Annotated in this window: 24 protein-coding genes; 15 read left to right on the top strand and 9 right to left on the bottom strand. The window is 41.9% G+C overall.

The features are described 5' to 3' along the window. Positions 1-45 precede the first annotated feature (45 nt). Entirely contained in the window at positions 46-1755 is a 1710-nt protein-coding gene (locus tag ACP14Y_RS05185) for a sodium:solute symporter (protein WP_424961905.1), read from the top strand. A 104-nt stretch (positions 1756-1859) separates the two neighbouring features. Here the strand turns inward: ACP14Y_RS05185 and ACP14Y_RS05180 are convergent, their stop codons facing one another. Next, positions 1860-2723, bottom strand: coding sequence for a DUF2911 domain-containing protein (locus ACP14Y_RS05180; protein WP_424961904.1), 864 nt, complete (start codon positions 2721-2723; stop codon positions 1860-1862). 21 nt (positions 2724-2744) lie between these two features. On the opposite strand from ACP14Y_RS05180, the gene ACP14Y_RS05175 reads away from it, so the two are divergent. Continuing rightward, complete coding sequence (locus ACP14Y_RS05175; protein WP_424961903.1) at positions 2745-3380, top strand: DNA-3-methyladenine glycosylase; 636 nt, start codon at positions 2745-2747, stop codon at positions 3378-3380. A 137-nt stretch (positions 3381-3517) separates the two neighbouring features. Next, positions 3518-5017: an OmpA family protein gene (locus ACP14Y_RS05170; protein WP_424961902.1), complete on the top strand. Its 1500-nt coding sequence runs from the start codon at positions 3518-3520 to the stop codon at positions 5015-5017. Here the strand turns inward: ACP14Y_RS05170 and ACP14Y_RS05165 are convergent. Continuing rightward, positions 5014-5463 (bottom strand): GNAT family N-acetyltransferase, encoded by a 450-nt coding sequence (locus ACP14Y_RS05165; protein WP_424961901.1) that lies wholly within the window; start codon positions 5461-5463, stop codon positions 5014-5016. The genes ACP14Y_RS05170 and ACP14Y_RS05165 overlap by 4 nt on opposite strands. Further along, positions 5464-6390 carry a succinylglutamate desuccinylase/aspartoacylase family protein gene (locus ACP14Y_RS05160; RefSeq protein ID WP_424961900.1) on the bottom strand — a complete coding sequence of 309 codons (927 nt, stop codon included), beginning with the start codon at positions 6388-6390 and terminating at the stop codon, positions 5464-5466. A 70-nt stretch (positions 6391-6460) separates the two neighbouring features. On the opposite strand from ACP14Y_RS05160, the gene ACP14Y_RS05155 reads away from it, so the two are divergent. From ACP14Y_RS05155 to ACP14Y_RS05135, 5 genes are all read left to right on the top strand, one after another. Next, positions 6461-7756, top strand: a complete 1296-nt coding sequence (locus tag ACP14Y_RS05155; RefSeq protein ID WP_424961899.1) for an MFS transporter — start codon at positions 6461-6463, stop codon at positions 7754-7756. Next, complete coding sequence (locus ACP14Y_RS05150) at positions 7734-8162, top strand: type I restriction enzyme HsdR N-terminal domain-containing protein (RefSeq protein ID WP_424961898.1); 429 nt, start codon at positions 7734-7736, stop codon at positions 8160-8162. The genes ACP14Y_RS05155 and ACP14Y_RS05150 overlap by 23 nt, the downstream gene beginning before the upstream one ends. Before the next feature lie 245 nt (positions 8163-8407). Beyond that, a complete protein-coding gene (locus ACP14Y_RS05145) occupies positions 8408-8635 on the top strand; it encodes a hypothetical protein (RefSeq protein ID WP_424961897.1) in 228 nt (75 codons plus the stop codon). Positions 8636-8929: 294 nt separating this feature from the next. Then, positions 8930-9232, top strand: a complete 303-nt coding sequence (locus ACP14Y_RS05140) for an FtsB family cell division protein (RefSeq protein ID WP_424961896.1) — start codon at positions 8930-8932, stop codon at positions 9230-9232. Continuing rightward, the gene (locus ACP14Y_RS05135) at positions 9232-9759 is read left to right on the top strand and encodes a hypothetical protein (RefSeq protein WP_424961895.1); all 528 of its coding nucleotides are present in this window, start codon (positions 9232-9234) and stop codon (positions 9757-9759) included. Before ACP14Y_RS05140 ends, ACP14Y_RS05135 begins: the two co-directional genes overlap by 1 nt. Here ACP14Y_RS05135 and ACP14Y_RS05130 read toward each other — a convergent pair. The 6 genes from ACP14Y_RS05130 to ACP14Y_RS05105 form a co-directional block, all read right to left on the bottom strand. Beyond that, positions 9756-10112: a SiaC family regulatory phosphoprotein gene (locus ACP14Y_RS05130; protein WP_424961894.1), complete on the bottom strand. Its 357-nt coding sequence runs from the start codon at positions 10110-10112 to the stop codon at positions 9756-9758. The genes ACP14Y_RS05135 and ACP14Y_RS05130 overlap by 4 nt on opposite strands. Positions 10113-10233: 121 nt before the next feature. Continuing rightward, positions 10234-10713, bottom strand: coding sequence for a hypothetical protein (locus tag ACP14Y_RS05125; RefSeq protein ID WP_424961893.1), 480 nt, complete (start codon positions 10711-10713; stop codon positions 10234-10236). Next, positions 10697-11122, bottom strand: a complete 426-nt coding sequence (locus ACP14Y_RS05120; RefSeq protein WP_424961892.1) for a DUF1801 domain-containing protein — start codon at positions 11120-11122, stop codon at positions 10697-10699. The genes ACP14Y_RS05125 and ACP14Y_RS05120 overlap by 17 nt, the downstream gene beginning before the upstream one ends. A gap of 7 nt (positions 11123-11129) precedes the next feature. Then, positions 11130-12206, bottom strand: coding sequence for an Ldh family oxidoreductase (locus tag ACP14Y_RS05115; RefSeq protein WP_424961891.1), 1077 nt, complete (start codon positions 12204-12206; stop codon positions 11130-11132). Between the two features lie 9 nt (positions 12207-12215). Beyond that, positions 12216-13901 (bottom strand): hypothetical protein, encoded by a 1686-nt coding sequence (locus tag ACP14Y_RS05110; RefSeq protein WP_424961890.1) that lies wholly within the window; start codon positions 13899-13901, stop codon positions 12216-12218. A gap of 59 nt (positions 13902-13960) precedes the next feature. Then, positions 13961-14989: an exopolyphosphatase gene (locus tag ACP14Y_RS05105; protein ID WP_424961889.1), complete on the bottom strand. Its 1029-nt coding sequence runs from the start codon at positions 14987-14989 to the stop codon at positions 13961-13963. A gap of 107 nt (positions 14990-15096) precedes the next feature. Between ACP14Y_RS05105 and ACP14Y_RS05100 the strand changes: the two genes are divergently transcribed. The 7 genes from ACP14Y_RS05100 to ACP14Y_RS05070 all read left to right on the top strand — a co-directional run bounded on the left by ACP14Y_RS05100 (position 15097) and on the right by ACP14Y_RS05070 (position 22525). Then, on the top strand, positions 15097-16608 hold the full coding sequence (locus ACP14Y_RS05100) for an acyl-CoA carboxylase subunit beta (protein WP_424964425.1): 1512 nt from the start codon (positions 15097-15099) through the stop codon (positions 16606-16608). A 99-nt stretch (positions 16609-16707) separates the two neighbouring features. Further along, the gene (locus tag ACP14Y_RS05095; protein WP_424961888.1) at positions 16708-17406 is read left to right on the top strand and encodes an SDR family oxidoreductase; all 699 of its coding nucleotides are present in this window, start codon (positions 16708-16710) and stop codon (positions 17404-17406) included. 1 nt (position 17407) lies between these two features. Then, positions 17408-18475 (top strand): M42 family metallopeptidase, encoded by a 1068-nt coding sequence (locus ACP14Y_RS05090; protein ID WP_424961887.1) that lies wholly within the window; start codon positions 17408-17410, stop codon positions 18473-18475. Next, positions 18475-18927 (top strand): hypothetical protein, encoded by a 453-nt coding sequence (locus ACP14Y_RS05085; protein WP_424961886.1) that lies wholly within the window; start codon positions 18475-18477, stop codon positions 18925-18927. The genes ACP14Y_RS05090 and ACP14Y_RS05085 overlap by 1 nt, the downstream gene beginning before the upstream one ends. Positions 18928-18930: 3 nt before the next feature. Beyond that, positions 18931-19680, top strand: a complete 750-nt coding sequence (locus tag ACP14Y_RS05080) for an ABC transporter substrate-binding protein (protein WP_424961885.1) — start codon at positions 18931-18933, stop codon at positions 19678-19680. Between the two features lie 2 nt (positions 19681-19682). Beyond that, positions 19683-20327: a leucyl/phenylalanyl-tRNA--protein transferase gene (aat, locus tag ACP14Y_RS05075; RefSeq protein ID WP_424961884.1), complete on the top strand. Its 645-nt coding sequence runs from the start codon at positions 19683-19685 to the stop codon at positions 20325-20327. A 77-nt stretch (positions 20328-20404) separates the two neighbouring features. After that, positions 20405-22525: a T9SS type A sorting domain-containing protein gene (locus tag ACP14Y_RS05070; RefSeq protein WP_424961883.1), complete on the top strand. Its 2121-nt coding sequence runs from the start codon at positions 20405-20407 to the stop codon at positions 22523-22525. Positions 22526-22557: the final 32 nt, after the last annotated feature.

Raw genomic sequence — 22557 nt, 5'->3', positions numbered from 1 at the left:
GGCTGTACTAATCCTATTATTCTACCTCTTTAGCACTTCTTATTAATGAACAATCTTGATCTGATTGTGCTGTTTGGCACATTACTTTTCATCGTAGCATACGGCGTTTATAAGACCAGAGGGCAAAAAGATATCGAAGGCTATCTGTTGGGCGGTCACTCCATGAAATGGGGCACGATTGGGCTGTCAGTGATGGCCACACAGGCCAGCGCTATCACGTTTATTTCTACTCCAGGGCAGGCATACGATAGCGGAATGGGATTTGTCCAAAATTATTTTGGGATGCCCATTGCTTTGATCGTTGTATCAGCAGTTTTTATCCCAATATTTTACCGGCTCAAAGTCTACACTGCCTACGAATTTCTAGAAAAGCGATTTGATATTAAAACCAGGTATCTGGGTGCCGCGATATTTCTTATACAAAGAGGCTTGGCCGCCGGAATCACCATCTATGCACCGGCAATTATTATCTCTTCTATTCTTCATTGGGATCTTACAGCTACGATTTTAGGCACAGGAATTCTGGTGATTATTTACACTGTTTCAGGGGGAACCAAAGCGGTCTCGATCACACAAAAACAACAGATGTTTGTCATCATGGCTGGAATGTTTGCCGCCTTTTTTGTGATTATTGGTTATCTCAATGATTACACAACTTTTGGAGGATCATTGGAGATCGCAGGTAGTTTGGGCAAACTTGAAGCTGTTAATTTTAGCATGGATGCCGGTGAACGATATACGATCTGGTCAGGCTTAGCTGGAGGATTTTTTCTTCAACTTTCCTATTTTGGAACAGATCAATCCCAGGTGCAACGATACCTTGGAGGGACCAGCGCTGCGGAAAGTCGTATGGGGCTCATGTTCAATGCGATTCTGAAAATTCCAATGCAGTTTTTCATCCTTTTTGTGGGTGTGATGGTATATGTCTTCTTCATCTTCTATAACCCACCATTGCATTTTAAGGAGGCCTCTGTGGACATAGTTGAGAGCTCTGAGTATGCAGAGGAGTTTGAAGTACTGAACCATGAGTATGCTCACGCCCTTGATGAACGAAGATCAGCTGCTGAGAAGCTGGCAAATGAGTCATTGGTAGGGGCAGAGCGAGATAAAGTAGTTGGACAGTTGAAAGAGGCGGATGCCCGTTCCGTACAAATCCGTGAGCAGGCAAAAGAGGTCATTTTAAAAGTAGATGACACGTTGGAGACCAAAGACTCTGATTATGTTTTTCTTACGTTCATCATCACTTATCTGCCACACGGTCTTATCGGGTTATTGATCGCAGTTATTTTTTCAGCTGCCATGTCATCTACCTCATCAGAACTAAATGCACTTGCGTCTACCACCTCGGTGGATTTTTATAAACGAGCAATCAAGAAAGATGGATCGGATCATCATTACCTGAACACTTCTAAGCTAATGACGCTGGGTTGGGGTGTTCTGGCGATTCTGTTTGCCATTTTGGCCAAGAATTCTGAAAACCTGATTGAGGCGGTGAATATCGTGGGCTCGATCTTCTATGGAACAGTGCTGGGAATCTTCCTAGTAGCCTTTTTTCTAAAGTATGTGAAAGGAAATGCCGTGTTCATTGCAGCACTCATTGCACAGACTGGAGTAATCATTATTCACTTTATGACGGAGGCAGGGATATTCGCCTTAAGCTATCTCTGGTACAATGTGATCGGATGTTTAGGAACTATTTTGATTAGTATTATCCTTCAGCCAATGTTGCCTAGCAAGCCCAGGCCTAATTATTGAGGATTGATTGTTTGATAAGTGTTTACATAAGAGGTGGTCGATTTTATTAAAGAATAAAAAAAGCGTGAGCTACGCCCACGCTTTTCGATCTTACTCGGTTATAATTACTTCAATGAAGCAATTAAATCTTCGTTTCTTTTGATGTAACCAAAGTCCCCCTGCTCAAAAGCTTTAGCCTTTTCCATTGAATCTTTTGCAGCAGCAATAGCTTCTTTCTTCTTGCCCATTTTAGCCAGAATTTGAGCTTTTGTGTGTACATGCCAGAACTGTCCGGAATTTTCTCCCATGGACAAATATTTGTTCATCCACTCCAACGCTTGTTCCAGGTTCTCTCCAGAATTAAGGTAATAGTTGGCAGCAGCTACATAATTCTGAGGGTTTACCTGTGTTTTAGCAGCAATATCCTTCATCACTGATTCATGGAAGCTTACAGCTATTGGTAGTTTCCATGAAACATCAGCCCACTCAAAGTGAATGTTTGCTGAAGTATTGTCTGCACTGATGTCTGAGATTTGAAAGCTCATTCGTTCAACAGTGCCTGCTGGCTTACTTGACTTAACAGTCGCCTTAACAACCGCTTTGCTTTCATCGTATGCTCCCTCATTACCTCCTATAGGCTCTGAGATTAGCATTACCTGCCATTCGGATTCACCCGGAATACTCACCATTTGGTATTCTCCGGCTTTTACATCCTGACCTGCTACTTTTACATCTGTGCTAAAGCTAACCATTGTGCCGGCATTTGCTCCTGTTCTCCATACCTCACCAAACTGCTCCAGGTATTGATCTCCGCTTCCAAAAATCTGACGATCTTTTACACCAGGTCTGAAATATTCAATGCTGACTTCAGTTAAACCTACTGTAGAGCTGACAGATCCCGCCGGGCTCGGTTGTGGGGTGTTAATTTGTGCGGAAGCACCAAATGCGACTAGCACGCATAGTGCGATTAGATTTGTTATTCTTTTCATGTTCATGAGTTAAAAGGTTTTATGGTTTTCGAAATTAATACATCCGTTTACGAAAAACTCCCAAGATCGTTTTACTTGAGAGAGGATGTCGTAGAAGTGGCAAAAGATCTTTTGGGTAAGGTACTGATTACCAACATCGATGGGTATATCACTGCGGGAAAAATTGTGGAAACAGAAGCATACTGTGGAAGAGGAGATAAGGCGTGCCACGCGAATGGTAAAAGGACACCTAGAACAGAGGTGATGTATGGGCAAGGAGGTCATGCATACGTTTATCTCTGTTATGGAATCCATCATTTGGTGAATGTGGTAACAAATAAGGAGGATCAGGCGGATGCTGTTTTGATTAGGGCACTTGAGCCTTTGAAGGGAGAGGAGATTATGAGGGAACGAAGGATATTTACTAAAGCCAAATTAGCGTCTGGGCCGGGCACACTTTCACAAGCGATGGGGATTAGCGTGAAAATGACAGGAGCAGATCTACTTTCAGATGAAATATGGATTGGTAAAGATGGAGGTGAGCGTGATTTTGAAATATTGTCCGATACAAGAATTGGTGTGGAGTATGCAGAAGAAGATGCATTAAAACCATGGAGGTTTGTAATAGCTGGCAATAAGTTTGTGAGCAAGGTGGTAAAAGAAAAAAAGTCCGGCTAACCACACCGGACTTCAAATAATTCACTAGCTGTTTAGCTTTGTCACCAACTAACCAATAGAGAAACTTTACAAGTACAATTATATATTAGTATAGTTATATAATCAAATATTTTTCACAAAAAAATTAAATTAATTAATTGAAAAATTCAATAATAGCCCTTCTTCTCACATTAAGCCTGATTTCGAATGCACAAATTGCATTTGAAGGGCAACCAGAGCCTTTAAGTCATTTAAATTCTGCGAATGGTCAGAATTATTTGGTACTTGATCCTAATAGTGATAAAATGGCGTTTACAGAAGAAAGGTCAGGAGTCGGAGATAACGACCTTGAAGACTATGTTCACTATGTAGATTCTCTGAGCGTCTATTTTTTCTACGATTGGTTGGGGATGAAAAGAATGGTCAGCCCGATTGGCTTTGATGGGGAGGATCTAATTTATAATCATGTGTTTTTTAACCAGGGTGTCTATCATGGATTGATAATGAGATTGAAAAACAGGAATGGTGAACGAGTTCCGGAAATTATTCCATTTTTCAAAAACAAGTCTCCTGAACCCAGTGGTGGCCTTTCTAACGACGGTCAATTTATGATTTTGAGTGCGGAATCAAATCATACTTATGGTGTGGAAGATCTTTACGTCGCTGAGAGAAAACCAGATGGTAGCTGGACTCAATTAAAGAATTTAGGATCAATTATAAATACTCAGTATCAGGAAATCACACCTTTTCTCGCAGCGGATAATCGAACACTTTTTTTTGCATCAAATAGACCAGGAGGTTCTGGGAGTTTTGATATCTATTATTCTGTCAGAAAGGATAATTACTGGAGAGATTGGACTGCCCCCAGGCGTCTTGGGAGTCAAATCAATACATCTGGCTCTGAGTCTTCCTTTACTTTCAGGGATAATGAAGAATGGGCATATTTTATCAGGTCACAAGACAGTGATGGATATGGTGATATCATGCGTATTCGATTTATGGAGGAGATAGAGGAAGCATCCGAAGACCTTCCGACAGATCCACCCATTACAGTGATGACAGTTGAAGAGGCCGTCGTTAATGAGATAATATTGAGCATTGTTGACAAAAAAACGGGTGAATACTTATCTGCTGAGCTCATTTTTGATGAGTTAATTCTTCCTGTTCCGGCAGGGGTCTTTGTGCTTGACTCTTCCTTTATGAAGTATGGGGAAGTAGAAATCAAATCGGAGGGATATTTACCTGTTCGGTTTTCCCTGGAAGGCAACCTGATTATGGGTGCGAACCGGATCGCGCTTGACCCTGTGAAAAGAGGAGAAACCATCGCTTTAAAGAATGTCCTTTTCAAAAGAGGGACCCCCGAACTGTTGACCGGCTCCTACAAGGAATTAGATCTGGTGGTGGAAATGCTAAATGATAACCCTGAGATAAAGATCTTACTGAAAGGCCATACGGACAACACCGGCGATCCCGTGCGGAATGTTCAACTGTCGGAAGCTCGGGTGAAGGCAGTAAAGGAATACATCATTGCGCAAGGCGTTAGTCCATACCGGGTAAGCGGGAAAGGATATGGAGGTAATCAACCGCTTTACAGCAACGAAACAGAGGAAACGCGAAAGCTGAACAGGAGAGTGGAGTTTGAAGTGGTGGAGGATTAATTCTTTTCAAATGCTACCTTCTCAATTCCAAATTCTGTCATCCATTTTTTCACAAGGGTAAATCCAAAGCGTTCGTAAAGAGCAATGGCAGGCTCATTCTTTGCTCCTGTTTCTACCGTATACACATCAGAATCAAAATGAGTGAATAAATAGTAGATCAACTGACTGGCAATGCCTTTTCTGAAAAAATCAGGATGAACAACCAGACTTTGGATATGGGTGCAATCTCTATCACTTTTAACTTCAATAACCCCTGCAATCCGCTCATCTTCAAAATGGCCAAAGAACTCTGTATCGGCATGAATGAATGCAGAAAGCGGCCTCTTTAGAGGAGGAAAGTTGTCTTCGGCATCAAGCAGTTTGGCCTCAATGGCATATGATGCCTGAAAAACACCTCTAATTTGAATAGCAATTTCCTGATTTTTATGATCCAGTTTTCTAATCATTTAGGCTGTTATCCCGGTATGAAACAAGGCGTCTCCCCGATTCACCACAGGATTATTGTTTACACTGAGAATGTGACAATCGTGGGTTGCTTTAATTTTTTTCTCATATTCTCCATAAGGATCTGAAATGACGCCCATTACATCACCTTTCTTGACGAACGACCCGTTTCTAGCTTGTGCATAGTGTAGTCCGGCTCTGCTTGCACGCGTCCAGGTGGACTTGCTGATCACTACCGGCCCTCGGGATGGAGAAGGAGCGTCTTCAATCATGTTGAGGTGTTTCATTACCCTTTTCATTCCTGCCAGCCCTTCATCGATCGCTGGTTTTCTTAGCTTAAGTGATTCCCCGGCCTCATATACCAGGATACTTTTTCCCAGTTTACCAGCTTCTTTTCGCAAGGATTTGTCCCGATAGGGCGAGTTAATGATAAAAGGCGAAGCAAAGGCATGTGCCAACTCATTGTTTTTTGTGTCATCCAGCATGGCCCGTACTTGCGGGAAGTTATTGATCTGCTTGCCGCCGGTGTGAAAGTCAATTCCATATTCAATATGAGGAAGAACCTCGTCTGTCATAAAGTAGGCAAACTGGCTGGCCAATGATCCATTTTTGTTTCCGGGAAAGGAGCGGTTTACATCTTTGCCGTCAGGCACCTCCCGGCTGAAATTGATGAACCCAAAAACGTTAAAAACAGGAACAAGAATTACTCGTCCAGACTGAACCTGATAGAGTTTTTTAGTAATGATCCTTCGCATGATCTCCACTCCATTGATCTCGTCACCATGCATACCGGCCATCAGCAGGAGAGTAGGTCCCTCTTTTTTTGATTCATAGGAAAAAATGGGAATTTCGATCACCGTGCCAGAGGGAAGGCGGGCTGTAGGAATATTCTGGCGGTGTAGTTTTTCGGGAGCAAGGTTAAAGTCCATGTTGTAAATAGATTAAGCTAAAAGTAGTGAAAGATGCATTCATTATATTGCCGCTTCAATATAATTCGCTATGCTGAACGATAAGAAAACCATCAACGCCTGGTGCCTGTATGACTGGGCAAACTCTGTCTATTCACTTACGATCACCTCTGCAATATTTCCAATTTACTATCAAGCTGTAGCCGTCAATGCCAATGGTGGTGACCGGATTGACTTTTTCGGGATGGAGATCGTAAACTCGGTACTTTATTCGTATGCACTTTCTGCCAGTTTCCTGATGGTAGCTATCGTGCTTCCCATTTTATCTGGAATTGCGGATTATGCAGGCAAAAAGAAGTTCTTTTTAAAACTATTCATGTTTATCGGTTCTATATCCTGTATTGGGCTTTTCTTTTTTACTGGTGAAAATGTGGAATGGGGGATTTTATGCTCGGTGATGGCCAGTGTCGGATATTCGGGCAGCCTGGTCTTCTACGATGCATTTTTGAATGAGATTGTAACTGAGGATAAACGTGACATAGTGAGTGCGAGAGGTTATGCATATGGTTATATGGGCGGAGTGATCTTATTAATTATTAATCTAGCCACAATAGAAATGCCTGGTACATTTGGTTTGGCTGACGCAGGGATCGCATCCAGGGTAGCATTCCTGACAGTAGGAGTGTGGTGGATTGGTTTTTCACTTTACGCGATTTCCAAACTCCCGGAAAATCCACATGGAAGAAAACCAGAAGGTCACTATTTGACAAACGGTTATCGCGAGTTGCGTTCGGTATGGAGGCAGCTGAAGGAGATGGAGGGGATGCGAAAGTTTCTTCAGGCCTTTTTCTTTTACAATATGGGAGTGCAGACGGTGATGTACCTGGCTGCAACATTTGGATCCAAAGAGTTAAAAATGGAGGCAAGTAAACTGATCATGACTGTATTATTGATACAGTTTGTGGCGATTGTAGGGGCTTACCTTTTTGCGTTTGTATCAAAAAAGCAGGGGAACATACGATCACTTTTCATTCAAATTTTGATCTGGATTGGGTGCTGTCTGGGGGCATATTTTGTGGATCAGGAGATTGAGTTTTTTGCTTTGGCCGCTATTGTTGGATTGGTGATGGGAGGAATCCAATCACTTTCACGGGCGACCTACTCTAAGATCATGCCTAAAGACACGGTTGATACTGCATCATTTTTTAGCTTTTACGATGTGACCTACAATGTTTCAATTGTGTTTGGAACGTTCGTTTACGGCTACATAGAGCAGGTGACTGGGAGTATGCGAAATAGTACGCTTGCACTAGCTTCATTCTTCATTCTCGGCATCATTTTCCTATCTCAAGTGAAACTGAAAAATGCAGCCACTCAAGCTTCCTGAGTTTGATTATCAGACTGAGGGAAACAAGATTTTCTGTCTGATCAGAAAAAAGTGGGTGGTGCTCACACCGGAGGAGTGGGTGAGGCAGCACTTTATAAATCTCCTTGTTTCTCACCTACGTTACCCCAGGGGACTGTTTAGGTTGGAGCAGTCCATGAGCTACTTTAAGAATCAAAAACGTTCAGATATTAACGTGCTAGATAGAGAAGGAAATGTTTTTCTTTTGGTGGAGTGCAAAGCACCCTCTGTTAAATTGGATCAAAAGGTTACCGGACAGATAGCAGCTTACAACAAAGTGCTAGACGCAAAGTACCTGGCGATTACAAACGGGATGACGCATTTTGTTTGGAAGAGAGAGATGAAAGGGTTTCAGCAGATTAGAGATTTTCCTTTTTACGAATCTTGACAGATACCTATATTAGCAGAATGGAAACGACAAAGAAAGAATCCAGATTCTCTGCTAATTTTCCTTACCTGATCATTGCTATTTTGTTTTTGGTGATACTTTATTTTTGGTTTGAAACCTATGATGTATCAAGGTTACGTGTTCCAATCGAAAACATCACAAAAGATGATATAATGACATTTGTTGTGATATGGGGATGCTTGATTTGCTCATATAAATCAATCAAAAACTATTTCACCAAGTAGATGAAGGTTTCAGCTAAAGAATACCGGGATAAGCAGAATCAGGCGACAGGCGCTTTACTAATGTCCATTCTCGCTCTTATCATGATTGTATTTCATGCATATCAAGTTTTGATCAATAGCGAGCCTTTTGAGTGGGAGCGTTGGATAGGTTGGGGCATTATGTTTCCCGGGATGTTTCTGGTTTGGAGGTTGAAAGAGAGAGAATTGAAAGATTTAACCATTGAATAGAATGCCGATAAGTGACAAGAAGCGTCGTAGGTTCCAACTAGCCGGATCCATATTAATGTTATTGGGTGTAATGTTTAATTTATATAGATATTTTTTTACCACAGATTCGAGCTGGACTCAAATTATGCTGGCGATCTGCTGGTTTCCTCTAGTCATCATATTCTACCTTCAATCCAGAGATATTATTAAAACAGCTAAGAAGTAGCAAAGTATCAAAACTTAGTATTTCTCGTTACATTTGTATTGATCTGCTGAAGCTTTGAAAGACAAACCACCCACTAAAATTCAAAGCAGATGAAGAATTTATTGGATCGTGTTCCTCCATTTTTCAGAAATTTTTATTTTCTGTCCACATTGTTTTTCGTGGTGTGGCTGGCTTTTGTTGATAGTAATGACCTGTTCCTTCAGGCACAGTTATCATCTAAAAAAGCAGAACTGGAGGAGGCTAGGCTGTTTTATCAAGATAAGATATTGCAGGTAAAAAATGATCAGGCGGCATTAAACAACAATCCTGATTTATTGGAAAAGATGGCCAGAGAAAAATACCTGATGAAAAAGCCGAACGAAGACTTGTTTATTGTCGTAAGAGAAGAATAATGAAATCGCTCTTTTCCGTACTATTCATAGGGTTAGCTTTCGGACTTTTCAGTCAAAACAAGCTTTCCGATAAAATTTATTTTGGAGGTGGTGGAGGCTTCAGCGCAAGTTCTAACCAGACCAATATCAGTGTTTTTCCCCAGGTCGGATATAAGATCACCGATCGATACTCAGCCGGTATTGGGATTACTTATCAATACGTAAAAATCAAGCAGCCAATTAATACTTCGCTTTCCAATTTTGGCTGGAGTGTGTTTAATCGATTCAATGTTACTCGTCAGTTTTTTGCTTATGCAGAGTTTGAGCGTCTTCGGTTTGAATACTTTACTTCCTTTTCACCTGAAAGGACGGAGAAATCTTCTTTCAACAGTCTCATGATAGGGGCTGGATATGCCGAACAGCTAGGAGGCAGAGCATCTTTCAATATCATGGCGCTATATAATGTGCTATATGATGAAAGTGAAATCCCACGACCATACAACAGCCCATGGGTTATTCGTGCTGGTGTTGGGATTGGCGTCTTTTAATTATCTGATAGTTCAAACTCCATTTCCAGCAACTCGCTATAATCATTAGCCATCTCCTGCATTTCTCTATCCTTTTTATCAAAGTACCAGTGAATGGAGGGCGCTTTGCTTTTAAATTTGAATGATTTCAACAAATCAATCAAAGATTTAGCGGCAATGGTGTTAAACACATTGAGTTTGATATTGAGGTCCTTATAGTCAAATTGCTCAAACTGCTCGATCATGTCATTGATTACGGAGGCGTAGATCGTAACATCCCGGCATAGTGAAGAACCTGAAATGAGAACTGATTTTGTCTTAGAATCCATCATCACCGTAGGTGAGGTGTTGGTGGCTTTGCGGAAATAATCCATGTGATTAAGTATTAGGGTGTAGAGGATTATACTGGCCCAACGATTCAGAGTTTATATCATTAGCTGAGAGCAAAGGAACTATCGTTGAACACGATTCTTGTTCCGATTAATGGAGGAAATACTATTGGTCAATTCTAAGGGATTTGATCATCCGCTTGAATAGCTTTTGCACCTTAGGTTCAGGAGTACAGGTTGTAATCTCCCAGGATTGTCCAAGGTGATCAAATTCATATTTTTGTTGAATAAAGCTTGTTCCGTCCCTTATAGCTTCCCGGCTCTCCATTGTTAACCGATACTGTCCGATGGTCACAACCTTTTGAGGAGCCGTTTCTTCCAAGGATTTTTCTGGTAATGGCGTGTCTATTATTTCGCTATATGATCCAATTGGGGTTGGTGACTCAAAATAAGTGATGGTAAAATAAACATCAGTGGTATCTATCGCGGAAGGACTTACTTTTACCACATAGCCATTATCGAATACTTCCCAGCTTTTTGGTTTTTTTAGGCTGAATGTGAGGTCTGGGTCATTAAACGTGATTCGTTGAGAAAATACCACAGAAATGGAGGTGATCAAAGCAAGAAGACTAATTGTATTCCGCATATCTCTTTTTAATGATTTCAACAGACTTTCTGGTCATTTCCTCCAGTACCTCTAAGTCTATATCCGAAAGGCGCTTAATATACAGGCAACTCACACTGCTCTTGTATTTACCCAACTTTTGCATCAATTCACCCATTTTATCATAACCGGACATGAGGTAAAGAGTCATGGCCTGTTTTCTAGGAGAAAATCCAGTCAGCATCCATTCTCCCTCCCTGCCAGACTCGTATACATATTTGTACTTGCCAAAACCAACAATAGATGGCCCCCACATCACCGGCTCCTCACCTGTGATGTTTTTCATAAGTTTGAGTACTTCCCAAGCATCATCCCGCTTCCATTCAGGCTCGATTGCGCTGATAAATTCTTCTACATCGAGATCATTGGGTTGTGTTTTGAGCTCTGCCATACGGGTTCTATTTCTTTAATGGAACGCCAAACTTCTCCCCAAGTTCCTGCAAATCCTGCACAACCGGATCCAGCAGGTCAATTCCACTCTTTAACCTGTCTTCTGTCATCTCGCGTTCCGGGTCGCCTGGGATCAATACTTTCTGTGCAGGGTCAACCGTTTCGGATGCTCTGAACCGCTCGATCCAGTTGTCCATATGTGCTTTGAACTCTTCACCATCCCGGAATGCATCAATGCGCATGGCGCCAAAGAAATGTCCAAGTCCTTCGCCCACCGGGTTGGGAGCCGGATCGATAAACGCAACAAACGGAGGAACCCAGGGGCCATAGTTGGCACCTGAGAGAACCGCTGAAAGAATATCTACCACTGCACCTAGTGCATACCCTTTGTGTGAGCCATGTTCGCGATCTCCACCCAATGGGCGCATAGATCCTCCCTTTATCAGCCCTTTTGCATCGGTAGTGATGTGGCCTTCTTTATCCTGCAGCCAGCCTTCGGGTGCATCCTGACCTTTTCGCTGAAGAACCTCAAGTTTACCATTTGCAGCCGTTGTGGTCGCCATGTCCAGGACAAACGGAGGTTGGTTTTTGGTAGGGATCGCAATCGAAATCGGGTTTGTTCCCAACAGTCGTTCTTTTGAGAAGGTAGGCGATACCAGTGGGCTGGCATTGGTTAATGAAATGCCGATGCAATCTTCTTCCAGCGCCATCATGGCGTGGTATCCGGCAATCCCATAATGATTTGAGTTTTTAACTGACACCCATCCGGAACCAGCATCTTTTGCCTTTTTGATAGCCAGCTGCATAGCATGTGGGCCGACTACCAATCCTAGACCTAAATCACCATCAACTACCGCAGTGGAGGGTGTTTCATGAATAGTCTTAATTTTTGGTGTGGCGTTTAGTCGATTCTTTTCATGCAATCGAATGTAGCCCGAAAGTCGCGCCACTCCGTGAGAATCTACTCCTCTCAGGTCTGCACTAACTAAAACATCGGCTGCCTGCTGAGCTTCTGCTTCAGGACAACCGATGCTAATAAATATCTCTTTAGAAAATCGTTTAAGTTCTTCCGCTGAAAAAATCATGCGGCGAAATTACTCATTTAGCTCCGCTATGATCTGATTGAAAACTAAAATTACATTTCTAGCTTTCTCAATATCAGCCAGGCTGAGCTCAAAACCATCCTGATAATTTTCAATCTCACCGTCTTTGTAGTACTTGATGATATCTTCTTTGAACTTGGTTTCAAAGGAAACAGCAAGCGTTTTACTTCCTATATCATACTGAATACTCTTAGGATTCAGGTCTGTAAAGTTGAACTCAAAGATTTCTTCTTGTCCACCCTTCGCATCAACTTCTAGTTTTGTTAGCTTGATTTTGTCAGGATCTGAATCATCGATTCGATCAAAGGTTTGTGTGATCGTTTTATCACCGTTTCTAACCTCCTCCATGTTTTCAGTCAGCCATCCAATTTTTTGTTCCAGGGTCATATCAGCAAAAGGATCGATGTAGTCCCGCTCACAGATTTTTATTAAATCTTCCAATACTGCCTTAATTCTTCTGGCTACCTCTACATTTTCTGCATAAATCTTTAGTTCATCATCGTACCCATCAAATTCATCATTTTCATACGTTTTGATTAGATCCAGTGACTCTTTGGTGGTGAATTCCACGTACATTTTTCCAGATGAAACATCATAATCAATGAGGTTCCCATTAATGTCAATCAAGTTGAATTCTGCTGTGAGTTTTTCAGTTGATTTTTCGTCTGATTCTATTCTGGCAAACTTCATCAAACAATCGCCCTCCACAGATTGCTCGAAGGACTCATCACCATAGTCAATGTTTTGAACAAACTTTCCGAGGTACTCTAATGCCGGCGGCAGTGCATCAAACTTTTGAATGGATGCCTCAACCTTATCCTCTGCTAACGGTACGGCCAAGGTGAGAATGTTTTTTAGATCTCTTGCCTCCTCTACATTATTCGTAAAAATTTCAATTTCATCATCGAATCCATCAGGCACTCCATTCTCAAGTACTTTGATCACCTTTTGTTTTCGGTTAGTTTCAAAATCCAGGGAAAAGCTAGAACCAGAAATATTGAACTTTAAACTGTTGATATTGATGTCAGCAAGATTGAAAATATATTGTTTTTCCTCAGATGACTTAGACGTGATTTCAGTCTGAATTAACCTAAAGTTTCCAGGGAAATCGTCAAGTGCCACAAGCTGCTGATTGTAGCTTTTGCCACTACTTTCTGCATTTACCACATTTTCTTCCATCCAGCTTTCCATTTCCGGATAGGTCTCTACCTTGAGTTTATTGGTCATGATCTCTTCTGCCATAGGGATGGCTTTCTTAATCAGATCTTTCATGATCCTGGCATTATCGATATTCTTGGTTACCATCAGCATGTTTTCATCATATCCTTTCACGTCTCCATTTTCATATACTTTGATGAACTTTTGGCCATTGTCTACCGTCAGGCTTAGATAAATAATGTCTTTTTTGGTTTCTTCTCTTACCACATAAGGATCCAGGTCAGCCACATTAAATTCATAAGCAATTTCTTCTCTATTGCCTTTTTCGTCTACTTCAACCAGCGTGTATTTGAGAACCGAGTAACCAAGGTGCTCTATTTCGTGAGTGTACGTTTCGTCACCGGTCTGCACCTCCAAAAGATTCGATTGCAGTTCAGAAATCACACTTTTGAACTCATCGTTTTGGCTTAGGCCAATAAATGACACAAAAAGGAAGAATAGTCCAATTAGGTATCTCATGATTTTTTTGTTGGTTGTTAAAGTGTAAAAGTTAAAAAGAAGTGGGTCTTAACCAATACCTAATTAGAGGTATTTATTTCTTTTTGAAGACTGTCAAGTACGTTATAGAGTATTCCTTCCTTCAAAGCGTAGGCAGAAACGCGAATGTTTTTTAGGTGAAATTTCTCGATGATGTAGTCTACAAGCACACATGCGACTACAATCATGTCCACACGCATTTCTATCATTCCCGGTATAGCCAGACGCTCCTCTCGGGTTTTATTAATCAAATCCGTGAAGATATCCTTGAAAGCCTCTATACCAAATGGGTACTCGGTTGTATCCGGATCTCTTTCTGCTTTGGTTTGTTCGCAGTAGATGTCACTTAGCGTATCGAAGGTGCCTGAGCATCCCACTAAGGTGGTGGGGTGGTGTTCTGCCCAAGCTTCTGCCAGTGGCTGAAGCTCAGCCTCAAAAAAAGCAGTGAGTTCTGCAATTTCTTCGGGTGTAATTGGATCAGATTTATGGAACTTTTCAACCAAACGTTGACCACCTACCTCAAAGCTTCTTAGCCAAAAAGCTTGATTGGAATCTGCGATTATAAATTCGATGCTACCACCGCCAATATCCATGATGAGATTCTTTTCTGAACCAAAATCGAGGGCCTTGCTGGCTCCATGATGGATGAGTTCAGCTTCTCTCATCCCGGAAATCACTTCAATTTCAATCCCTGTTTGCTTATGAATTTCTTTTACAAGATCCTGTCCATTGCTGGCGTTGCGTATGGCACTTGTGGCAGTAGCAAATACCTGATCAACCTGGTGCTCGTCAATAATTGTTTTAAATCTATTTAATGCGGTAAGGGCTCTTTCCCAGGCGGCCAGAGTGATCTCTCCTTTGTTAATGCCTTTCTCACCGATTTTCACTGCTTTTCGCTCTCGAAGTAAAATTTCATGAGAGACCTTATCCACCCTGGCAATAAGCAGATGAAAAGTATTTGTGCCCAAATCGATGACTGCAACCTTCATAAACAGGCCGCAATATAGCAAAATGGATGGGAGAGATTTTAGAATTTCACGATAGATAATGGCATATTCCTCATTCTCCACTGCTCGTCTTATCTTTGGCGTTTTGCAAACAGACTATGAGTACAGAAAAACCAAAAACCGCAACCAATATTCAATCCATAGCCGAGAAGATCGAGCGATTGGAGGTGATGAATGAAGAGGCTCTAAAAGGTGGAGGCGAAGACCGAATTGCAAAACAGCACGAGAAAGGAAAGCTCACGGCTCGTGAACGGATTGACCTCTTGCTTGATGAAGGATCATTCGAGGAAATTGGCAAGTTTGTCACACACCGAGCAACAGATTTCGGGATGGATAAACAAAAAATTCTTGGTGATGGGGTGGTAACCGGATACGGAACCATCGATGGTCGATTGGTATATGTATTTAGTCAGGACTTCACCGTTTTTGGAGGGTCACTTTCAGAAACGTTTGCAGAGAAGATTGTGAAGATCATGGACATGGCCATGAAAAATGGAGCTCCTCTGATTGGCTTAAATGACTCTGGAGGGGCACGTATTCAGGAGGGAGTAGTTTCTCTAGGTGGATATGCGGATATTTTTTACCGAAATACGCTAGCATCAGGAGTAGTGCCTCAGATTTCTGCTATACTGGGTCCATGTGCAGGTGGGGCAGTTTATTCTCCCGCTATTACAGACTTTATTTTTATGGTGGAGCAGAGCAGCTACATGTTTGTGACCGGTCCAAACGTGGTGAAAACAGTAACGCAGGAGGATGTGACTAGCGAAGAATTAGGTGGGGCACAAGCGCATGCTTCAAAAAGTGGCGTCACTCATTTTGCTTGTGCAAATGAAGCTGAATGTATCCGTCAGATTAAGCAGCTGATGAGTTACATTCCTTCAAACTGCGAGGAAGAGCCACCAAAGCTCGACTATGAACTTGGAGATGAGACAAGAAATGAGCTGGATAACATTCTGCCTGACAATCCGAATCAGCCTTATGATATGCACGATGTGATCAATGGCATCATTGATAAAGATTCGTTTTTAGAAGTTCATAAAGATTTCGCTGAAAATATCATATGTGGATTTGGAAGGCTTGCAGGAAGAAGTATTGGAATTGTTGCGAATCAGCCGATGAGCATGGCAGGTGTATTGGATATTCATTCCAGTACAAAAGGAGGTCGATTTGTTCGATTTTGTGATAGTTTCAATGTTCCATTGTTGGTGTTAGTGGATGTGCCAGGATTCTTGCCAGGTACGGATCAGGAGTGGAACGGAATTATTACCAATGGTGCGAAACTTCTTTATGCCTTCAGTGAAGCAACTGTTCCAAGAATTTCGGTAATTACAAGAAAAGCATATGGAGGCGCCTATGATGTTATGAATTCTAAGCACATCGGTGCAGACATGAACTATGCATGGCCAACAGCCGAGATTGCAGTGATGGGTGCACAGGGAGCTTCAGAGATTATTTTCAGAAAAGAAATTAAGAAATCGGATGATCCGAATGCGAAGCTTCAGGAAAAGATTAATGAATACACGGAGAAGTTTGCCAATCCATATATCGCCGCTGCTCGAGGTTTTGTGGATGAAGTAATCCTTCCACATAATACCCGTACGAAATTGATCCATGCATTTAAAATGCTGGAAAACAAGGTGGATAAGCTTCCCAGGAAGAAACACGGGAATATTCCTTTGTAAGGTTCATTAGAAGGATGCCTTTTAAGCAGGTGAAATCTTTAAGTAGATCTCTCACATCCTTTCTAGATGACATTTAAAACTTAGATTTAATACTTGATCATGAGTGAAAACAAAGTTGCAATTATAACCGCAGCAAGTAAAGGAATGGGTCGTGCCTGCGCTGAGAAACTAGCAGAGGAGGGTTATCAACTTGCTATCTTGTCGCGCTCTTCAGAAATTCACGACCTGGCAGATAAGCTGGGTGGCATTGCTGTACAGGGATCAACAGACAATGAGGAAGATTTGAGGCGCCTGGTAGATGCGACCATGGAAACATATGGTCAGATTGATGTGGTGGTGAACAACACAGGTCACCCACCAAAAGGTGAGCTACTTGAGCTTACTGATGATCAATGGAAAGAAGGTTTTGATCTGGCATTAATGAATGTCATTCGCATATCGAGGTTGGTTGTTTCTTATATGAATGGAGGAGGTTCGATTGTTAATATTTCCACGTTTGGTGCGAAAGAACCTTCATTAAGCTTCCCAATTTCTTCTGTAGCGAGAACTGCTCTGAGTAGTTTCACTAAACTGTTTGCAAACAAATACGGGGCTTTAAGCATTAGGATGAATAATGTGCTTCCAGGTTTCATAGATAGCTACAAAGCAGATCAGGAAACAATCAATCAAATTCCGATGTTGCGCCAGGGAGCACCTGAGGAGGTTGCGAACTTGGTGGCCTTTTTGGCCAGCAATAAATCAGAATACATTACAGGACAAGATTTTCTTATAGACGGAGGATTAGTTAAATCAATATGATATGGACAAAAAGAGTACAGACTTTTTATACAAATACCTTAATAATGCTGCACCTACCGGGTTTGAGCAGGAAGGACAAAAAATTTGGTTGGATTACATCAAACCTTACGTAGATGACTATGAAGTGGACACGTATGGAAGTGTTTATGGGGTAGTGAATCCAGAAGCGAAATACAAAGTCGTGATTGAAGCGCACGCGGATGAGATCAGTTGGTTTGTGAACTACATCACCGATAATGGTTACATCTACGTAGTGAGAAACGGAGGTTCTGATCATCAGATAGCACCTTCCATGCGGGTCAATTTACACACGAAAGAAGGTGTGGTAAAAGGAGTGTTTGGATGGCCGGCCATTCATGTGAGAAAGGATAAGGAGGATAACCCAACCTTGAAGAATATTTGCATCGATGTAGGAGCAGAAAGCAAAGAGGAAGTAGAAAAGATGGGTATCCACGTGGGGACTGTGGCTACTTTCCAGGATGAGCTTTTCGAAATGAATAAGAAATATCTCGTCGGAAGAGCGCTTGATAACCGAATGGGAGGATTCATGATTGCTGAGGTGGTTCGAAGGCTTTCGGAAAATGGTGTGAAGCTTCCATTTGGATTGTATGTAGTGAACTCTGTGCAGGAAGAAATTGGTTTGAGGGGAGCAGAAATGATCTCCAGAAGGATTAAGCCAAACGTAGCGATTGTGACGGATGTAACACACGATACGCAATCACCAATGTATGATAAAATCACTAGTGGGGATATGACAGCAGGTAAAGGACCGGCTGTGACTTACGGCCCGGCCGTTCAGAATAACCTGCGTGACATGATCCTTGAAGTTGCTGAGAAGAAAAAAATCCCATATCAACGAATGGCAGCTTCCAGAACCACAGGAACAGATACGGATGCATTTGCATATTCTGATATTGGGGTGGCTTCTGCATTGATATCGCTACCGTTGAAATACATGCATACGACAGTGGAAACCGTACATAAGGAAGACGTGGAAAACGTGATTCGTTTGATTTATGAAACAGTAGCCCAGATCAAAGACGGACAGGATTTTACCTATTTTAAGTAATGAAAAAGGTTCTCCTTCTTGGCTTGATTTTATCCTTCTCGGGCTGTGTTACAAAAGAGGACACACAAGTTCAAGGTAAATGGTACACCTACGCCGAAAGTGGAGATTATATGGAGCTTTGGTTGGGAAAGGACAGAGCCATGAGCTACCTGAGTGGCATTGATCAGTTCCTGCTATACAATCTGAAAAGAGAGGACAATATTCTTTATTTCTCATTGCTGGAGAGCAGAATCACTGATCAGCACAACTTTCAGTTGGAAATTACAAAATCAGATGAGCAGCTTTTACAAGCTACATTCAGAAGTGATAATCGGGTGGACTCATTGAAAACCTATTTTCTCATAGATGCTAACATTCCAGACATTAAAGAAAGTCTGGACAAGAATCAACACTTGATGAATGAGCTGTTTGAGCGGCTTGAGAGCGGTTCTCACGCAAGACATGGTCATTAATCAATGCTTGCTAAAACTTATATCGATCAGATGGGGAGAGAGGTGAGGCTAACCTCTCCACCTCGTCGGATTGTGTCTTTAGTACCTTCGCAAACGGAGTTTTTATTAGATGTTGGCGCTCCTATTGTGGGGCGTACCAAGTTTTGCATCCACCCTAACGAAATAGTTGAAAACATTCCTATAGTGGGAGGAACTAAGAAATTTCATTTCCAAAAGATCAAAGAATTGAATCCCGATTTGATTGTTGGTAACAAAGAGGAAAACTATAAATATGGGATTGAAAAACTGGAGGAAGAGTATCCGGTTTGGATGAGTGATATCTTCACACTCGATGATGCATTTGGTATGATGACTGCCATTGGCAGCCTCTGTGATTTAGAAGATCGAGCAAAGGCAATCGTTAGGGAATGTAAGGAAGCCGTGGAGAAAGTGAAAGGATCAAAATCAGGGAAAGTCATTTACCTGATATGGAATAAGCCCTGGATGGCGGCTGGCAAGAATACTTTCATTGATCATTTTCTAACCCACCTCGGTTATGAGAATTTGATTACTGAGGAGCGGTATCCCGAACTTACCACCGAGCAAATTATCAATCTAAACCCTGATAAAATTCTATTCAGTTCCGAACCCTTTCCATTCAAGGAAAAACATTTAGCTGAGGCAAAAGCCTTTTGTCCAAACGCTGAAAGCTTGATGGTTGATGGGGAGCTTCACAGTTGGTACGGGAGTCGTTTGAGGTACTGGAATAAGTAACTATGCCGATCTATCGATTAACAGATGATATCATTTTTCCACCTGTTGAAGGAGCGGAGGATGGGATCGTTGCAGTGGGTGGGGATCTGCTACCTGAAAGACTCATATTGGCATATCAGTCTGGAATTTTTCCGTGGTATAGCCAAGGGGACCCTATCATCTGGTGGAGTCCCGATCCGCGATTTATTCTCTTTCCGGAGAAGCTTCATGTATCCCGATCGATGAAACGGGTGCTAAAGAAGCGGGAATTCAATGTGACATTTAATCAGTCATTTGAAAAAGTGATTGCCGCATGTAAGAAAATTCCAAGACCTGGTCAGCAAGGCACCTGGATCACCGACGAAATGGAGTTGGCTTATATCCGATTGCATGAAATGGGTATTGCAGAATCTGTTGAGGTTTGGAAGGGGAATGATTTGGTAGGAGGGATGTATGGTATTAGAACGGGGAAAGTGTTTAGTGGTGAATCGATGTTTTCAAAAGAGAGCAACGCTTCCAAGCTGGCCTTAATCCATTTCATCCAAAAATTTCAACAGGAAGGTGGAGAGTTGTTTGATTGTCAGGTTCATTCCAATCACATGGAGACCATGGGGGCAGAGGAGGTTAGGAGGGAAGCGTTTCTGGCCTATTTAAAAAACTACACCTAAAAGCAGCAGGGTATTCTGAAGGTTACTCGTCTTATAAACGACCCTTAATTATTCATTTTGCAAGTAACCAAAGTAGTATGAGATATCTTATTAGCTTATTAACTGTCACTCTTTCCGTATCAATCTTTTCTCAGTCCATTGATGTGGTAGGCCCTAAACCTTTTTCTGATATTCTTCAGCAAAGTTTCACTACCACATGGACACCTGCTGCTATAAGCGGAATTGAAAATCGATCGTATATCATCCTGTTGGATGAAGCAACTAAGCAAAGTGCTGTAGTGCTGGATGATGCTGACATCAGCCAGCTGAATATTGAAGAAGTGTCTGGCGTTACAGGCGGTACATATAGTTCAATGTTAAGAAGTATATTTCAGTTAGTAGATATCAACACCAACACGACCGATGCATTAACTGGAAAATACACCATTCATCCTTTGTTGCAAAGCTATCATGGCTTAAATACTTCAGATGGTGCAAACGTCAATGTTTCCGATGCAGGTTCATATTATTTAGATTCTGGTGATGGTTACCTGATTGTGGAATTTGAAGGCACTGCTTCCTCAACTACTGTTGCCGTTACTGCACAGTATGAGTATAATACTACCTCTGGTGAGTTTGAAGAAAATACCTCATGGACCACTAAGTGGTTGATGATCTCCGGTGATCAACTATCTCTAACAGCTAATTCTGGAAATGCTACCAGTTTCTTTTTGGCAGACCCTCATGATTTGATTGATTTCAGTCTACAGATTGGATCGGATTTTAACCCAAAAGGAACAGAGTGGCAGGAAAATGCCTTTGCAGCTTACCCTGATGAGGTATGGACATATGGGGCAAGCGCTCTTTTTGGGGATCAGTTTTTTGAGGAAATAGATGATGCTTACGAGACTCAGTTTGGCAATGATGATGCTGCCAACACAGCAGCCTCGAATGCGCTGGATCAAATAGAAAGTGATCTTTCAACGGATGGAGAATCCTTACGATATGATAAATCGGTATATCTTGAATTTAGGGATAATCTACTCTCTAGAACTTTTGGTGCAGCGGATATGTACAATTCGCTAATTGGAGAAAATACGGTCTCCTATGTGTACTTCACCAATGCAAGTGATGACGAAGGCGTTAGACATCCTTTTATGGTAATTGCGTCACACAATGCTTCGGATAGTCCTAACTTTTTGATAGATGTCGCTCGACCTCCCGGAGATGGCAATGGGGCGGGTTATGAAGAGCAGAGTGTAACTCGAAATGCAGTTTTGGAGGTCAAGCTCATCAAGATTCCATTAAAAGATTACGGATTAATTGAAAATCTTGAAGATAATGACCTGAGTGCAGATGGTACATTAGCTGAGGATTTGGGTTTGACGTCAGCGGATTTTGACGTGTACAATTATGCTGCGAGAGCCTCAAATGGTATTGCTATTGATGGGGTAGTCATTTATCCCAGCCATAATAATAACCTCCGCTTTGCTGCGATGGATGCAGAGATTTCCAGTACTGGAATCCATGTTGGTCAAGGTATGGGATTACACTATCATGCGGATGGACACGGATTTACCGGAAATGGACTTAACCTCTATAATGAATCAGATTATGAAGGAGTCAATCATCCACCAATTATTGGTTTCGCTTATGATGGAGTCGCATTGTTTGGAAAGTATGAATCAGACTATTCAAGTATGGAGGGTTATGGAGATGCATTGGATGAGTTTGGTGGGCATGACCATAGCGAGTTTGGGTATCACTATCATGCATTTGGCGAGGAGGTTACCGTGGAGGATGATATGGAAGGTACAATAGGACCATTTGTTCAGCATTTTTTATTGGTGGGAGCATGGAAAGGAAATATCAATGAGATTCCCGGGATTTTCGAAGGAAGCACGGCACAGCTAAAAGATGAAGAGGTTGGCCGTTTTGCTGGCGCATCTTATGAAGAAGGAAATGGTGGTGGAACAACCTTGGGAGTAAATAAAAATGAGGATTGGGTGGTTTATCCAAACCCAAGTAAGGGCACATTCAAAATTATAACCGAAGGACTCAAGTATATTACTTTGATGGATCTTTCTGGAAGGATGAAGGCTGTCCGTGAGATAGATGCCACCTCTACAGTGATATTTGATGGAGTTGAAAGTGGCGTATACATCCTCAGAGGACAAGGATCAAAAGGTCAGTATGAGAAGCGAATTGTCATCGAGTAAAGGAGAGACGAGAGGGTTCTCTGATTTATGCT

Source organism: Ekhidna sp. (assembly GCF_965247405.1).
Classification (GTDB): domain Bacteria; phylum Bacteroidota; class Bacteroidia; order Cytophagales; family Cyclobacteriaceae; genus Ekhidna.
The sequence above is the reverse complement of the archived record's forward strand: the minus strand, read 5'-3'. Positions and strand labels throughout refer to the sequence as shown.

Excerpts from the sequence above, each read along its gene's own strand:
- ACP14Y_RS05155 (WP_424961899.1), top strand. The coding sequence starts at position 6,461 with ATGCTGAACGATAAGAAAACCATCAACGCCTGGTGCCTGTATGACTGG.
- ACP14Y_RS05185 (WP_424961905.1), top strand. The coding sequence starts at position 46 with ATGAACAATCTTGATCTGATTGTGCTGTTTGGCACATTACTTTTCATC.
- ACP14Y_RS05135 (WP_424961895.1), top strand. The coding sequence starts at position 9,232 with ATGAAATCGCTCTTTTCCGTACTATTCATAGGGTTAGCTTTCGGACTT.
- ACP14Y_RS05140 (WP_424961896.1), top strand. The coding sequence starts at position 8,930 with ATGAAGAATTTATTGGATCGTGTTCCTCCATTTTTCAGAAATTTTTAT.
- ACP14Y_RS05160 (WP_424961900.1), bottom strand. The coding sequence starts at position 6,390 with ATGGACTTTAACCTTGCTCCCGAAAAACTACACCGCCAGAATATTCCT.
- ACP14Y_RS05180 (WP_424961904.1), bottom strand. The coding sequence starts at position 2,723 with ATGAAAAGAATAACAAATCTAATCGCACTATGCGTGCTAGTCGCATTT.
- ACP14Y_RS05070 (WP_424961883.1), top strand. The coding sequence starts at position 20,405 with ATGAGATATCTTATTAGCTTATTAACTGTCACTCTTTCCGTATCAATC.
- ACP14Y_RS05145 (WP_424961897.1), top strand. The coding sequence starts at position 8,408 with ATGAAGGTTTCAGCTAAAGAATACCGGGATAAGCAGAATCAGGCGACA.
- ACP14Y_RS05125 (WP_424961893.1), bottom strand. The coding sequence starts at position 10,713 with ATGCGGAATACAATTAGTCTTCTTGCTTTGATCACCTCCATTTCTGTG.
- ACP14Y_RS05100 (WP_424964425.1), top strand. The coding sequence starts at position 15,097 with ATGAATGAAGAGGCTCTAAAAGGTGGAGGCGAAGACCGAATTGCAAAA.
- ACP14Y_RS05080 (WP_424961885.1), top strand. The coding sequence starts at position 18,931 with ATGCTTGCTAAAACTTATATCGATCAGATGGGGAGAGAGGTGAGGCTA.
- ACP14Y_RS05095 (WP_424961888.1), top strand. The coding sequence starts at position 16,708 with ATGAGTGAAAACAAAGTTGCAATTATAACCGCAGCAAGTAAAGGAATG.
- aat (WP_424961884.1), top strand. The coding sequence starts at position 19,683 with ATGCCGATCTATCGATTAACAGATGATATCATTTTTCCACCTGTTGAA.
- ACP14Y_RS05175 (WP_424961903.1), top strand. The coding sequence starts at position 2,745 with ATGGTTTTCGAAATTAATACATCCGTTTACGAAAAACTCCCAAGATCG.
- ACP14Y_RS05150 (WP_424961898.1), top strand. The coding sequence starts at position 7,734 with ATGCAGCCACTCAAGCTTCCTGAGTTTGATTATCAGACTGAGGGAAAC.
- ACP14Y_RS05115 (WP_424961891.1), bottom strand. The coding sequence starts at position 12,206 with ATGATTTTTTCAGCGGAAGAACTTAAACGATTTTCTAAAGAGATATTT.
- ACP14Y_RS05085 (WP_424961886.1), top strand. The coding sequence starts at position 18,475 with ATGAAAAAGGTTCTCCTTCTTGGCTTGATTTTATCCTTCTCGGGCTGT.
- ACP14Y_RS05110 (WP_424961890.1), bottom strand. The coding sequence starts at position 13,901 with ATGAGATACCTAATTGGACTATTCTTCCTTTTTGTGTCATTTATTGGC.
- ACP14Y_RS05120 (WP_424961892.1), bottom strand. The coding sequence starts at position 11,122 with ATGGCAGAGCTCAAAACACAACCCAATGATCTCGATGTAGAAGAATTT.
- ACP14Y_RS05130 (WP_424961894.1), bottom strand. The coding sequence starts at position 10,112 with ATGGATTATTTCCGCAAAGCCACCAACACCTCACCTACGGTGATGATG.
- ACP14Y_RS05090 (WP_424961887.1), top strand. The coding sequence starts at position 17,408 with ATGGACAAAAAGAGTACAGACTTTTTATACAAATACCTTAATAATGCT.
- ACP14Y_RS05165 (WP_424961901.1), bottom strand. The coding sequence starts at position 5,463 with ATGATTAGAAAACTGGATCATAAAAATCAGGAAATTGCTATTCAAATT.